At 54.8% G+C, this 13,755-nt stretch carries 10 protein-coding genes and 1 rRNA gene; 4 read left to right on the top strand and 7 right to left on the bottom strand.

Going from position 1 to position 13,755, the window contains the following annotated elements; all coding sequences use genetic code 11:
• Positions 1–84, top strand: a 5S ribosomal RNA gene (rrf, locus tag AC13DE_RS04965); the annotation flags it as partial.
• A 205-nt stretch (positions 85–289) separates the two neighbouring features.
• On the opposite strand, the gene AC13DE_RS04960 is transcribed toward rrf, so the two are convergent.
• Positions 290–910 carry a response regulator transcription factor gene (locus AC13DE_RS04960; RefSeq protein ID WP_446306234.1) on the bottom strand — a complete coding sequence of 207 codons (621 nt, stop codon included), beginning with the start codon at positions 908–910 and terminating at the stop codon, positions 290–292.
• 214 nt (positions 911–1,124) lie between these two features.
• Between AC13DE_RS04960 and AC13DE_RS04955 the strand changes: the two genes are divergently transcribed.
• Both AC13DE_RS04955 and AC13DE_RS04950 read left to right on the top strand, forming a co-directional pair.
• Positions 1,125–1,601 (top strand): putative pterin-binding protein, encoded by a 477-nt coding sequence (locus tag AC13DE_RS04955; RefSeq protein ID WP_483047225.1) that lies wholly within the window; start codon positions 1,125–1,127, stop codon positions 1,599–1,601.
• Between the two features lie 21 nt (positions 1,602–1,622).
• Positions 1,623–4,202, top strand: a complete 2,580-nt coding sequence (locus tag AC13DE_RS04950; protein ID WP_483047224.1) for a hybrid sensor histidine kinase/response regulator — start codon at positions 1,623–1,625, stop codon at positions 4,200–4,202.
• Between the two features lie 120 nt (positions 4,203–4,322).
• On the opposite strand, the gene AC13DE_RS04945 is transcribed toward AC13DE_RS04950, so the two are convergent.
• From AC13DE_RS04945 to AC13DE_RS04925, 5 genes are all read right to left on the bottom strand, one after another.
• Positions 4,323–5,744, bottom strand: a complete 1,422-nt coding sequence (locus AC13DE_RS04945) for a mannose-1-phosphate guanylyltransferase/mannose-6-phosphate isomerase (RefSeq protein ID WP_483047223.1) — start codon at positions 5,742–5,744, stop codon at positions 4,323–4,325.
• Between the two features lie 55 nt (positions 5,745–5,799).
• The gene (fcl, locus tag AC13DE_RS04940) at positions 5,800–6,768 is read right to left on the bottom strand and encodes a GDP-L-fucose synthase (protein ID WP_483047222.1); all 969 of its coding nucleotides are present in this window, start codon (positions 6,766–6,768) and stop codon (positions 5,800–5,802) included.
• A 4-nt stretch (positions 6,769–6,772) separates the two neighbouring features.
• Complete coding sequence (gene gmd, locus AC13DE_RS04935) at positions 6,773–7,897, bottom strand: GDP-mannose 4,6-dehydratase (protein ID WP_483047221.1); 1,125 nt, start codon at positions 7,895–7,897, stop codon at positions 6,773–6,775.
• 120 nt (positions 7,898–8,017) lie between these two features.
• Entirely contained in the window at positions 8,018–9,502 is a 1,485-nt protein-coding gene (locus AC13DE_RS04930) for a phosphomannomutase/phosphoglucomutase (RefSeq protein WP_483047220.1), read from the bottom strand.
• A gap of 173 nt (positions 9,503–9,675) precedes the next feature.
• Positions 9,676–11,889 carry an NADP-dependent isocitrate dehydrogenase gene (locus AC13DE_RS04925; protein ID WP_483047219.1) on the bottom strand — a complete coding sequence of 738 codons (2,214 nt, stop codon included), beginning with the start codon at positions 11,887–11,889 and terminating at the stop codon, positions 9,676–9,678.
• Positions 11,890–12,069: 180 nt separating this feature from the next.
• Between AC13DE_RS04925 and AC13DE_RS04920 the strand changes: the two genes are divergently transcribed.
• A complete protein-coding gene (locus tag AC13DE_RS04920; protein WP_483047218.1) occupies positions 12,070–12,897 on the top strand; it encodes a class II aldolase/adducin family protein in 828 nt (275 codons plus the stop codon).
• 74 nt (positions 12,898–12,971) lie between these two features.
• Here the strand turns inward: AC13DE_RS04920 and AC13DE_RS04915 are convergent, their stop codons facing one another.
• A complete protein-coding gene (locus AC13DE_RS04915) occupies positions 12,972–13,751 on the bottom strand; it encodes a cyclase family protein (protein ID WP_446314181.1) in 780 nt (259 codons plus the stop codon).
• Positions 13,752–13,755: the final 4 nt, after the last annotated feature.

Below are 13,755 nucleotides of genomic sequence, written 5' to 3'. Positions count from 1 at the left end.
ATCCCATCCCGAACTCGGCAGTTAAGTGCTACTGCGCCAATGGTACTGCGTCTTAAGACGTGGGAGAGTAGGTCACCGCCAAACCTAATAAGTTCATCAACAACGTATCTCTCAACGATAAATATACATAATCATAAAAATCTACGAAATAGAGCATTACGTGCACGGCACTCATACCGGCGTGCGACTAAGTTGTGCCGACATGGGTGCGTTGATGTTTGATCAACCACCAGAAACTCTTCTGAAGCCCGTATGGAAAATACCAATACTGTGCGTCAGGCAGGTGTAATCAGACAAATCCGGCATTGCGCGCGATCATCGCTGCATCCGTGCGGTTTCTTGCGTCCAGCTTTCGGCAAAGAGTCTTTACATGAAGCTTTATTGTCACTTCTTGTAACTCAAGATCTCTTGCGATTTCCTTATTGGACTTTGCGTTCATTACGCCCCTTAGAACTTGCCTTTCGCGGTCGGACAGCCCCTTTTCAAAATCCGTTTCCCCGGGATCATCTTTACCGGACATGAAATTCACTGGTGCATAGGTTTCGCCGGCAGCCATGAAGCGGACGGCGTTCACCAAAGATTTTGCCGGTAGGGTTTTTGGAAGGAAACCGATTGCACCTTCAGCAAGCGCTTGCTCCGCAATAAGGCGGGTAGCGGTTCCGGAAATTATACCGACGGGCTTTCCTTCATTTGCTCCAATGGCGACTTTCAACCCTTCAAGCCCGTTCATCCCAGGCATTGTATAGTCTAGAAGCACGAGATCAAACGGTCCTTCCGATCTGATTTTTTCTAAAGCCTCGTGGAGGTCGCTCGCTGCAACCGTCTGAGTTGATCCATCGGTATCAAGGAACATGGCAATCGTATCGCGTACCATATCGTGATCGTCTGCGATTAGAATGTTCAAAGGCATCGGGTATCTCTTCCTGCATCACTATAATTCAGCGCCTCGAAATATAGTTAAACCAACTTAAAGGCGAATAACAGCTAGTAGGTGTATAGTGACCATAGATTGAATATCTCTCGCCTATACTTTGGTATAGATTGATTAACCTTTATCGCATTCGTTCCAGTCGCGAAACTAGCCTAAGCTGAAGATGTTAATTGGATGTGAAGGATGATCGATCATGAAATTTCATAGGATTTCAAACACAATCTACGCTCTGGTCGGAGCACTGGCGATAGCGTCCGCAGCCAATGCAGGCGAGACACTTCTGGATGTTTCGATAGGTGATCAACAACACAAATATACCCTGGAAGATCTTCAGGCGCTGCCGAGCACGGAATTCGCCACCACCACGATCTGGACAGATGGCCAGCAGGTTTTCGAGGGGGTTTTATTAAAAGAGCTTTTGGGTAAACTGGACGTAACCGAGGGTGAGATTGAAGCAACTGCGATTAACGACTATTCTGTGACCTTGCCCGTATCGGACGCAACCGTCGATGGCCCAATTGTTGCTTACCTTTTGAACGGGTCCTTAATGTCGCGCCGCGGTAAAGGCCCACTTTGGATCGTTTACCCCTATGATAGCAACCCGTCGTATAAAACCGAAACAATCTACAGCCGGTCGATATGGCAGATGGATCGGATTGCGGTCAAATAAACCTATGGCACAGGAACTTTGATGGCAAATCGCACATTGCATCGCCTGCAGCGCCTGTGGGTCAGGCGCACCCTTGCATTGGCGTTGTTTGCCGGCCTCGCTGTGGCCAGTTACCTTGCTTTTAGTGTGTGGAACCGGGTAGGTGCGTTGGGAAGCGCCCATCAAGATCATGCAGAGTGGGTGTATTCACAGCTTGAAACCGACTTCCTAAAGCTGGAGAGGGCTTTGGATGATGCGCGATCAGGTACCACACCGGCGCTTACCAATCTGAGGAAGCGCTTTGACATCTTTTACAGTCGGGCCCAAGTTGCCGCCCGCGTACAGGATGTTGGCGAGCTAAGCGCCGAAACCGAAAGGTTACGTCGTGTTCTTGACGCTCAAGTCCCGATCATAGACAGCCCCGATGCGCAGCTGTTCAGTAGACTGAGCGAATTACAATTCGCTCTCCAGACCATTGAACGGCTCCCCCGGCAAATCGGTCTTGCGTCAATTTCGTTCGCCGCCGCGGCGTCCGAGGCGGAACGGGAGCAGATTGTTCAACTGATCGAGATGCTGCTTTTGCTGGCACTGATCGTCATAAGCGCTTTGATCGCGATGACCATTCGATTATCGCGTCAGGCGATTGTTTTAAACAGAACGTCCCGTGCAGCAGAAGAAAACCATCTGCGATTGGCGACAACGTTAAGGGCGTCATTGGACGCCGTTGTCGTGGTTTCGGATGAAGGTGAAATTCTTGATTTCAACGGATCGGCAGAGGCAATTTTCGGGATCTCGCGGGAGATTGCGTTAGGGAAAAACTTCATAGAGCTTTTGCTGCCGCCGGAATCTGGAACGCCACACAGCCTTGACCTTGACACATTTCGCGAGATCGGTCTTGCCCGTGTTACGGGTACAAGCAGGCACGAATTTGAGATGATGAACGGCGCCGGTCAAATTTTTCCAGTAGAAATCTCAGTTTCTTTGACGCAGTCGGACGATGCACCGGTTTTTGTCACTTATATCCGTGATATAACAGATAAACGTCAAAAAGAGGAGGAGATCATCCGGGCCCGCGATGACGCACTGGTTGCGTATCGGGAAAAATCACGTTTCTTCGCCATGATGAGTCATGAAATGCGAACGCCATTGAACGGTGTCCTGTCAGCCATACACTTGCTGAATGATGGCCGCCTTGATGCGGAGCAGCAACGTTTCATCGACGCAGCATTGACATCAGGTGACATACTTTTGGGTCATATTGATGACGTACTAGCGATTGAGCGGAGTGAAGCGGATACCAGTGATCTGGAGCTGCAAGCCTGCGATATTTCTGCGCTGGCCATGGGCATTCTCGAAACGATGAAACCGCTCGCCAAGATGTCAGGGACCCGGTTGCGATTAAAGAAAACAGGGTTGAACGATCGCCTGATCTTAACCGACCCACGCGCGATTCAACAGATTTTGGTCAATTTGATCAGCAATGCGATAAAGTTTGGCCCGGACGATGATGTCACCCTGCATGCCACGTATAAGAAAAGCTCCGGTGACGATACGATATTACAGCTAGAGGTTGCGGATAATGGGCCGGGAATATCACAGCACGATATTCAACGTATCTTTGAAGATTATGTATCGTTGGATAGCAGATACGAGCGGCACACGGGGGGGACGGGGCTTGGGTTGGGAATCGTTCGCCGCTTGGTCCTTCGCCTTGGCGGTGATGTAACGTGCCATTCCGAACCCTCTAGAGGAGCACGTTTTGTGGTTCGTCTGCCGGTGACAACCGTGGCACCAATAAAGACTGATACCCCTACATCACGCGACCCGCACCTACATCGGTTGCCGCCTATGAACCTATTGGCCGTGGATGACAATGAAATCAATCGCGACCTGATAAAGGCAATGCTGCAAAGGCTTGGGCATACCGTCACGTTAGCCATTGGTGGCCAGGAGGCCATCAACATTGCGACAGACCAAAAGTTTGACGCTATCCTGATGGATATATCAATGCCAGGCGTCAACGGGCTCCAAGCGACCAGAGCAATCTTGGCGGGTGCCGGCCCCAACGTTGACACACCCATCATGGCAGTGACTGCGCATGCTCTTCCGACGGAAAAAGAGGATTTCATTTCAGCAGGGATGAGAGGATTTTTACAAAAACCTCTTAACACCAAGAAGCTGAGTAACGCTCTTGAAACGTTGATTTTGGCCGCTCGTGACGAAAGCCAGCTTGGCGACCAATCGATCACAAAGGATCACGAAGCAGCCGTGCCATTGCTGAACGAAAGCCAGGTGAACGAACTTTTTGAGGTGTTGGGCCATGCAAAGCTGACAGATAGAATTGCTACATTGGTAGCCCGAATTGAAGATGCTCTGCCCGAACTGATGAAAACACGCGAGACTGCCGATATACAGGCAAAGGCGCATGATATGGCAGGGGTTTCTGGGATGTTTGGCGCGGTACGTCTACACTCGCAGCTCAGAGACATTGAGGCGGGCTGTAAAAACGGGGACCTGAGCAGGGTACACGAATGCGTAAGTGACCTTCCAGACATCTGGAAGGACACACACACCGCGTGGCATTCACGCCTTGCAGAAAATCAGGCTGACATCGCAGGTTAAAAATTGGCGATATTCCCCGCCGTTAGGTGGGGGCGCGTGAGGCGCGTCCACAAGCCATTGCACCAACAGGTAAACCTGGCGTTGACGCTGCGGTATCGCAGCGCCTTTGACCAGAGGTTTCTACGTGCGGGCGTAAATATCTTCATAGCGGATAATGTCATCCTCACCAAAATAGCTGCCGGTTTGCACTTCGATCAAGACCATGGGAACTTTTCCGGGGTTTTCCATCCGGTGAATAGCCCCAAGCGGGATATAGACGGACTGATTTTCACCGACGAGCTTTACTTCATCATCCACGGTAACTTTCGCGGTGCCTTCGACCACGATCCAATGTTCCGACCGGTGGTGATGGCTTTGCAAGCTCAGCGCCGCACCAGGGTTCACCACGATCCGTTTCACCTGAAACCGCGCGCCGATGACCAAGCTTTCATACCAGCCCCACGGGCGATAATCCCGAGGCAGTTGAACCGCTTGCGAGGCACCGTGTGCCTTGAGAGCATCGACAGCTTCTTTGACGCGTTGCGCTTGGGATTTGTCAGCGACCAAGACAGCGTCGCCCATCGCGATAGCGATGATGTTATCAAGCCCGATTCCGACCAGCTGCACTCCTTCGGTCTCTGACCGCAGCAAGGTATCGGCGCAATCGATTGCTGTGGCGTTGTCAGAGCATACGTTACCTTGCGCATCGGGGCCGGTTTCCAGCCACACCGCGTCCCACCCGCCCAGATCGGACCATCCCGCGCCAAACGGCATCACGGCCAGATTGTCGGCCTTTTCCATGATCGCATAATCGACGGAAATATCATCCGCTTTTTCCCATGCCGTTGCATCCAGCCGGGTAAAGCCAAGGTCGGAATTTGCCCCGCCCAACGCGGCGGTCACGGCATCGATCAGATTAGGCGCGTGGGTCTGGTAGGCAGCGATGATCGCTTGGGCCGTGAACAGGAAAATTCCGGCATTCCAAAGAAAATTTCCTGCAATGAGCATATCCGCGGCGCGGCTGGAATCAGGTTTTTCAACAAACCGCGCCAGCGTTTGGGGCGTCTTTGCGCCCGCATCGGCATCTGCAGCGAGTTCCAGGTAGCCATATCCCGTTTCGGCGCGCGTCGGTGTGATGCCAAAGGTCACCAGATCGCCTGCTTGTGCACGCGGCACGGCGGCTTGAACAGTCTGCGCAAACGCGTCGGTATCGGGAATGACATGATCCGAGGGTGCCACGAGCATCAGTGCCTGCGGATCGGATTTGGCGACCCACATCGCAGCGGCAAGGATCGCCGGCGCGGTATTGCGTCCCTCGGGTTCAATTAGGATCCCCTGGGCGGCCAGTTCAATTTGCGCCAATTGCTCTGTCACAATAAAGCGAAACGAATCGCCCGTGACCACGACCGGGGCCGCAAACCCGTCACCGGACAGGCGGCGGGCAGAGGCTTGGAACAGACTTTCATCCCCCATAAGTTTGGCGAACTGCTTGGGATAGGATTTGCGCGACAGCGGCCACAGACGTGTACCGGAACCACCGCAGAGGAGAATGGGATGGATCATGAAAAGGACCTTAGTCTAAATTATTCTAATTTTATACTAACGAAAATGTATCGCCCTAGGATCGAATGGTTTCTTGGCGCATGAACCAGTTGTAGGTTTCCTGCAACCCTTCCTTCAGGTCGATCCGCGCGCGCCACCCCATATCGGTTAGACGGGACACATCCATCAGCTTGCGCATCGTCCCATCGGGCTTTGAGGTGTCGAACACCAGTTTGCCTTTGAAACCCGTAACGTCGGCGACCATCTGCGCCAAGGCTCCAATACTTACGTCGCGACCGGTACCTACGTTGATATGGCTCAGCATGGGCTGGGTGTTGGCCGCATAGATGTCCTTTGGCAAGTCGAGCACGAACAATGAGGCTCGTGCCATATCGTCCACATGCAGGAATTCCCGTTTAGGGGTCCCGGTGCCCCAGATCACGACCTCGTCCAGATCATCCCGCGCGGCTTCGTGAAAGCGCCGGATCAAGGCGGGCAGGACATGGCTGTTCTGCGGATGAAAATTATCGCCAGGCCCATACAGGTTCGCCGGCATCACCGATCGGTAATCGACACCATATTGCCGATTATAGCTTTCGCAAAGCTTTATGCCGGCGATTTTTGCGATGGCATAGGGTTCATTGGTCGGTTCCAGCACGCCGGTCAGCAGCGCGTCTTCCGCCATGGGTTGGGGTGCGTTCCGCGGATAGATGCACGAGCTGCCCAATTGCAATAGCCGCTTCACCCCGGCGGCAAAGGCCTGATGGATCACATTGCATTCAATCATCAGGTTATCGTAAATGAAATCAGCGGGGTAGGTGTTGTTGGCCATGATGCCACCTACACGCGCAGCGGCCAGGATCACCACGTCGGGTGCTTCAGCGGCCATAAAGTCGCGTACGGCCGCTTGATCGGTCAGGTCCAGTTCGGCATGGGTGCGGGTGATCAGGGTCAGCGCCCCGCCTGCGTTGTGGCGTGCCTGGAGTTGACGCAAAATCGCACTGCCGACCATGCCGCGATGCCCCGCGATATAAATCTTGCCCATAGGCTTATCCATTCTCAAGCGCGATCGGCAGATCCAGCCCGTGTTCTTTCAACAGCGCATGACGTCGCGCGATCTTGAGGTCATTGGCCACCATCTCTGCGCACATTTCCTGCGTGGTGATCTGCGGCTCCCAGCCCAGCTTCTCCTTGGCCTTCGCAGGCGACCCAAGCAGGGTTTCCACCTCGGCGGGGCGAAAATACTGCGGATCAATGCGCATCACCACATCGCCTGGTTTGACGGCGGGGGCATTGTCACCGTCTACGCTATCCACGATCGCGCGTTCATCGATACCTTTGCCCTCGAACCGCAGCGTGATCCCCAGTTCGGCTGCCGACCAGGTGATGAACTGGCGCACAGAATATTGAACACCGGTCGCGATTACGAAATCATCGGGCACATCCTGTTGCAGCATCATCCACTGCATGCGCACGTAATCCTTGGCGTGCCCCCAATCGCGCAGCGCGTCGATATTGCCCATATACAGGCAGTTTTCCAAGCCTTGGGCGATATTCGCCAGCCCGCGCGTGATTTTGCGCGTCACAAAGGTTTCACCCCGGCGCGGGGATTCGTGATTAAACAAAATGCCATTGCAGGCGTACATGTCATACGCCTCGCGGTAGTTTACCGTGATCCAGTAGGCGTACATCTTGGCCACGGCATAGGGGCTGCGCGGGTGGAAGGGTGTCGTTTCGGTCTGTGGTGTCTCCTGCACCACGCCATAAAGCTCAGAAGTTGATGCTTGGTAAAAGCGGGTCTTTTTTTCCAGCCCCAGAAAACGGATTGCTTCGAGCAGGCGCAAAGTCCCGTTGGCATCGACGTCAGCGGTATATTCCGGTGACTCGAAGCTTACCGCGACATGGCTTTGTGCACCAAGGTTATAGACCTCGTCCGGCTGCACTTCGCTGATGATCCGCGTCAGGTTCGAACTGTCGGTCAGGTCGCCGTAATGCAAGCGCAGCTTTGGATTGGCCTCGTGCGGATCCTGATAAATGTGGTCGATCCGTTGGGTGTTAAGCGACGAAGACCGCCGCTTGATCCCGTGAACCTCATATCCCTTTTCCAGCAGGAATTCCGCCAGATAGGACCCGTCCTGGCCGGTGATGCCGGTGATGAGGGCGCGTTTGGTCATAGATATTCCCGGCATTATTGTCATAGAGTTTACGTGCCTCGAGCCAGTTACAACCGCGGCACGTACCGTTTAACGAGCATGTCAGAACGGAACACGGCGTTGGGGCAGCCGCGCACCAGATCAGAAGGTTTGATCGTATTCACCAACATCCGGTTCTGTTCTGATGACCGCGTCGAGATCGGCAAATATCGCTCTTAATTCGGCCTCTGAGTCCGCGCTTTCGCAGACCACCACCAGGTTCGGAGTGTTCGACGAAGCACGCACCAGCCCCCAGCTGCCGTTGTCCAATATCACCCGCGCGCCGTTAACCGCCACGACCTCTTTCACCGGGCGGCCGCCCAGTTCGGTCACGTCTTTCAACTTGGCAACGATCCGGTCGAGAATGTGGTATTTATCTTCGTCCGACGCATAGGGTGACATGGTAGGCGTCGAAAACGTATGCGGCAGGGCACGACGCAGGTCCGACATTTTCATGTCGGGGTTGCGGTCCATCAGTTTGCAGACCTCGACCGCGACACGCATGCCGCAGTCATAGCCGCGCCCGATCGGTTCCGCCAGAAAGTAGTGCCCGGACTTTTCAAAACCCGCCAACGCGCCCAATTCCTTGACCCGGCGTTTCATGTGACTGTGACCAGTTTTCCAGTAGTCTGCGGTCACACCATTGGCGCGCAAGACCGGATCGGAAGCAAACAACCCGGTTGATTTCACGTCGGCCACAAAGGTGCTGTTGGGGTAGATGCCCGAAAGGTCTCGTGCCATAATCACACCCATCTTGTCGGCGAAAATCTCTTCGCCTTCGTCATCGACCACACCGCAGCGGTCACCGTCGCCATCAAAGCCCAACGCGAAATCCGCGCCCGACGCTTTCACGGACGCCGACATGTCGTGCAGCATTTCCATCGCTTCGGGGTTCGGATTGTAATGCGGGAAAGTGTAATCCAGCGTATTGTGGCTATCGACCACCTCTACCCCCAAGCGACGGAATAGTTCGGGTGCGAAGGCCGATGCGGTGCCGTTGCCCGTGGCGCACACTACCTTGAGCTTGCGGGTCATTTTGAAGTCACCGATCAGGTCATCCAGATACGCTTCGCGCACACCTTCGACGAATTCATACTTGCCCCCCTCACGCGGTGTACCACGCCCCTCAAGGACGATGTCACGCAGTTCGGACATTTCATCCGGCCCGTGGGTCAGCGGGCGTTCAAAGCCCATCTTGACGCCGGTCCAGCCATTGGGGTTATGCGACGCCGTGACCATCGCAACCGCAGGCGCATCCAGGTGAAATTGCGCGAAATAAGCCATGGGCGAAAGGCAGGGACCGATGTCCTTGACATGGATGCCAGCCTGGATAAGGCCAAGTATCAGGGCGTTTTTTATCGACAGGGAGTAATCCCTGTAATCGTTTCCAACCGCAATTACGGGTTCTATCCCGCGTTGCTGCATCTGCGTTCCCAAGCCAAGACCCAGTGCGGTCATACCGGGAAGATTGATCGCCTCTGGATATTGCCAGCGCGCGTCGTATTCGCGAAATCCGGTCGGTGTGATCATCGGGTCGCGCAGAAACTCCCACGTGTTTGGGGTAACTTTGGAAAGCGGCTTGGTCATCGGAACGTCCTAATCGAAATGGATTTTATAGCGATGTAATCTCGATAGAATGTCTGGGGGTAAGTATCAACCAAGAGGTTACTTGACCCGGGTAACTTCGCCGGGCGGTTCCCGATCGCGGTTTGATGTGTAATGGCCCCGCCCCGTTTCATCAGGGGGCGGAGCCGGTCCGCTTAATCGATTATCGCGTTCAGCGTCGCCGAGGGGCGCATCACCGCTTCGGTTTTGGCTGGGTCGGAGTGATAATATCCACCAAGATCCACCGGTTTGCCTTGTACCGCGGCAAGTTCTTCCAAGATCTTGCTTTCATTGGTCGCCAGCTTTTCTGCGATGGGCGCGAAATGCTTCGCCATCGCGGCATCGTCGGTCTGAGACGCCAAAGCTTCGGCCCAGTACAGCGCGAAATAATAATGGCTGGCGCGGTTGTCGGGTTCGCCTACCTTGCGCGAGGGTGATTTATTATTGTCGAGAATACCTTGCGTGGCTGCATCCACGGCCTTGCCCAGAATACGGGCCTTTTCGTTGTTTTTCTGATCAGCAAGGAATTTCAGGCTTTCACCCAATGCGCTGAATTCGCCCAAGGAATCCCACCGCAGATGATTTTCCTCGACCAGCTGCTGCACGTGCTTGGGGGCAGACCCGCCTGCACCGGTCTCGAACAGGCCGCCGCCCTGCATCAGTTTCACGATCGACAGCATCTTGGCCGAGGTGCCCAGTTCGAGAATGGGGAACAGGTCGGTCAGATAGTCGCGCAGCACGTTGCCGGTAATCGCGATGGAGTTTTCGCCCTTGCGGATCGTCTCAAGCGTTTGGCGCGTGGCCTTGGCGGGGGACATGATCTGGAACTTGTCGGCCACGCCCTTGGCTTCAAGGATCGGCTTCACATAGGAGATCAGCTCTGCGTCGTGGGCGCGGTTCTCGTCCAGCCAGAAGATCGCCTCGCAGCCTTCGGCTTTCTGACGGTCGATGGCCAGCTGCACCCAGTCCTCGATCGGGGCCTTGCGGGCCGAGGCCGCGCGCCAGATGTCGTTCGCCTCGACGCTGTGCTCGGAAATCACGTCGCCATTGGCGGCGATCATTTTCACGGTGCCGTCAGCGGGGATCTCGAATGTGGTGGGGTGCGACCCGTATTCCTCGGCCTTTTGCGCCATCAAACCGATGTTCTGCACAGTGCCCGAGGTGGTTGGGTCCAGCGCGCCAGTTTCCTTGAAGTATTTGATGGTTTCGTCATAGACCGGAGCATATGAGTTGTCGGGGATCACGCAGTTGGTGTCGTGTTCCTTGTTGTCGGGGCCCCAGCCTTTGCCACCGGCACGGATCAGCGCGGGCATCGATGCGTCGATGATCACGTCGGATGGCACGTGCAGGTTGGTGATCCCTTTGTCCGAATTCACCATATACATCGGCGGGCGTTCATCCATTGCCGCTTTGACCGCGTCCTTGATCTCGGCGTTGTCCTTGATCCGCTCCATCATGTCACCGATCCCGGCGTTTGGATTCACGCCAGCGGCTTCAAGCTCCTCGCCGTATTTCTCGAACACCGGTTTGAGAAATTCGCGTACTGCGTGGCCAAAGATGATCGGATCAGAGACCTTCATCATCGTCGCCTTCATATGCAGCGAGAACAGCGTGCCTTCGGCTTCGGTTTCTTCGATCTGCTTGGCCAAAAACGTGTCGAGCGCCTTGGCTGACATGAATGTCGTATCGACCACGGTCCCGGCAGGAAGGGTCACGCCATCCTTTAGCACAGTTTCAGCGCCATCGTCTGCGATGTGAACGATCTTGGCCGCACCTGCCTGGGTATCGGTCAACGTCACGGATTTCTCGTTCGAGAAGAAATCACCGCCCGACATCGAAGACACCTTGGTTTTACTATCCTTTGACCATGTCCCCATCGAATGTGGGTTTGCCATCGCATATTTTTTAACTGCATTTGCCGCGCGGCGGTCAGAGTTGCCTTCGCGCAGAACGGGGTTCACAGCCGACCCTTTGATCGCGTCATAGGCTGCGCGGGTCTTCTTTTCTGCGTCGTTGCTGGGTGCTTCGGGGTAATCGGGCAGGGCATACCCCTGGGATTGCAATTCCTTGATCGCGGCTACCAACTGCGGCACAGAGGCGGAAATGTTGGGAAGCTTGATGATGTTGGCATCCGCAGACTTTACCAGTTGTCCCAAAATAGCCAGATCATCCGACTGCTTTTGCTCATCTGTCAGCGCTTCGGGGAAGGCAGCTAAGATCCGTCCCGCCAATGAAATGTCGCGGGTGCCGACAGAAACGCCGGCGGCGCCAGCAAAGCTGCGGATAATCGGCAGCAGCGAATATGTCGCCAACTCGGGGGCCTCATCAACCTGCGTGTAGATGATGTCGGGAGTGGTCGTGTCAGACATGGTTTCAAGCCTTTCCTGAAGTTTGGTATGCGATAGTACACTTAATTTGAAATATCCACCTCTCGCGCATCGAAGGCGGCTAGAATTTACAGTTTCGTTTAAACTATGCGGTCTATTCCGGGTTGCCAGCACAAGGTTATCTCGCGCTATAGTGCCTGCAACCTAGGGAGGGTAAATTTAATGAATGATCAATCTGCAATGCAGCGGGCGACAGGGTTTGATATCCCTGATCCTGTAGACCTGCCAAGCCTTAAGGATAAGGTGTCAGCCGAAGAGTGGAAGTTGCGCTGCGAACTTGCCGCAACGTATCGGTTGTGCGCCATGCATGGCTGGACCGACCTTGTGTTTACCCACATATCCGCCCGGCTGCCGAATGAGAACGGGCAGGAACGCTTTTTGATCAACCCTTATGGGTTGATGTTTGACGAAATGACCGCGTCTGCCTTGGTGAAAATCGATCTGGACGGCAACATTTGTCAAGAAACCCCGTATTTCATCAACCCGGCAGGTTTTACCATCCATTCTGCCATTCACGCGGCACGTCACGATGCGGGGTGCGTGATCCACGTTCATAGCCCTTACGGAGTGGCGGTATCCGTGCAAAAGGGCGGGTTGCGACGCTACACACAGTTTTCGATGATCGTGAATAACGACCTTGCCTATCACGACTACGAGGGGATCGCGCTGAACCTGGATGAGCGGGAAAGGATCGTCGATGACATCGGCGACAAGAGCCTGTTGATGCTGCGCAATCATGGCACCCTGACCGTGGGGCCGAATTGTGCCTTGGCATTCCTGCGCATGTACTTCCTGGAGAACGCTTGCAAGACACAAATTTTCGCTCAGGCTGCTGGCGGAGAAGAGCATCTGCATGAAGAAACCCAAGAGATGGCGGATCTGGTAGCGAGCCAAGCCTCGGGGGTATTTACACCGGGATCAGGTGACAACCTGGTTTGGCCGGGTTTGATGCGCAAACTAAAGCGGACCAATCCAGGCTATGACGCCTGACGGTGCTGCCCCGGTCTGGCTTGGCCGGAGCGGGGCGCGTTTTCGGGAACGGGGCTTACCATGCGCCGCTCCAGTCAAACGGCGGCGTCCCGAATGATCGCTACTGGGCGACACCACCCTGCGGATGCGGCCTTGATCTTGACCGGAAAGCACTGCACCTCGAAACCTGTGTCCGGCAGTTGATCAAGGTTTGCGAGCTTTTCCATGTGGCAGTATCCGCGATCCATCCCGGCGCGATGGCCTTCCCAGATCAGCCCGGCATCCCCGGTTTCGCTAACTTTTTTTGCGGTGTGGATAAATGGGGCGTCCCAGCTCCATGCATCGGTTCCACAAACCCGCATGCCGCGTTCGGTCAGCCAATTGGTGGCCGCTCGTCCAATCCCGCAGCCCGTTGGCACATACTCGGGCGTGCCGTATTTTTCGGCTGCGGCGGTGTTGACCAAGACGATGTCGCCGGGGCTCAGGTCATGCCCGATCCGATCAAATTCGGCTGCCATCTCTGTGGCCGTCACGACATGACCGTCAGGGAAGTGGCGAAAATCCAATTTGACGCCGCGACCGATGCACCATTCCAAAGGAACTTCATCGATTGTAATTGCCCGTTCCCCGCCGTTCATGGTCGAATGAAAATGATAGGGTGCATCTAGGTGTGTGCCATTATGGGTGGACAAAGTAATCTGTTCGACAGCCCAGCCTTCTCCGCCGGGGAGCTGGTCAGCCTGCACAGACGGGAAAAATTGCAACATCTGATCGGCGGTTTCGGCATGGGAAAAATAGGTGATCTTCGGGGCCAGTCCGGGCGGGTCGGCGAATTCGGTGTTTTCCAGTGGGCGAGAGAGATCAATCAGTTGCATGTCG

The sequence above is a fragment of the Sulfitobacter sp. L-8 genome, assembly GCF_056859255.1.
The sequence above is the reverse complement of the archived record's forward strand: the minus strand, read 5'-3'. Positions and strand labels throughout refer to the sequence as shown.